This is a genomic window from Pseudomonas viridiflava (assembly GCF_900602065.1).
Lineage (GTDB): Bacteria > Pseudomonadota > Gammaproteobacteria > Pseudomonadales > Pseudomonadaceae > Aquipseudomonas.
The window spans coordinates 1-288 of record NZ_UWFN01000367.1 but is presented as its reverse complement, the minus strand read 5'-3'; the positions used below and the strand labels follow the sequence as shown (position 1 = coordinate 288).

General features: G+C 60.1%; 1 pseudogene. It reads left to right on the top strand.

Annotation, left to right across the window (positions count from 1 at the left end):
• A pseudogene (locus EE949_RS29000) lies at window positions 1-288 on the top strand (3-hydroxyisobutyrate dehydrogenase); the annotation flags it as partial.

Here is a 288-nt window from a genome sequence, read left to right as displayed (position 1 = left end):
TCTGTCGTCAAGGCGTGGAATGCGGTGCTCTCGGCGACGCTGATTGAACAAGGCCAGCCCGCCGGTTCCTCCTCCCGCATAGCGTTGCCTGTAGCGGGCGATGACGTGAACGCAGTGGCAATTGCGCAGCGACTTGTAGAGGATACGGGCTTCGATGCGCTGGCCACCGGCGATCTTGAAAACTCGTGGCGTCAGCAGCCAGGCACACCCGCCTACTGCACCGAATTGACGCTGCCAGAACTCGAATTGGCTTTGGATGCAGCGGATAAAGCACGCGTGCCTCAAAAC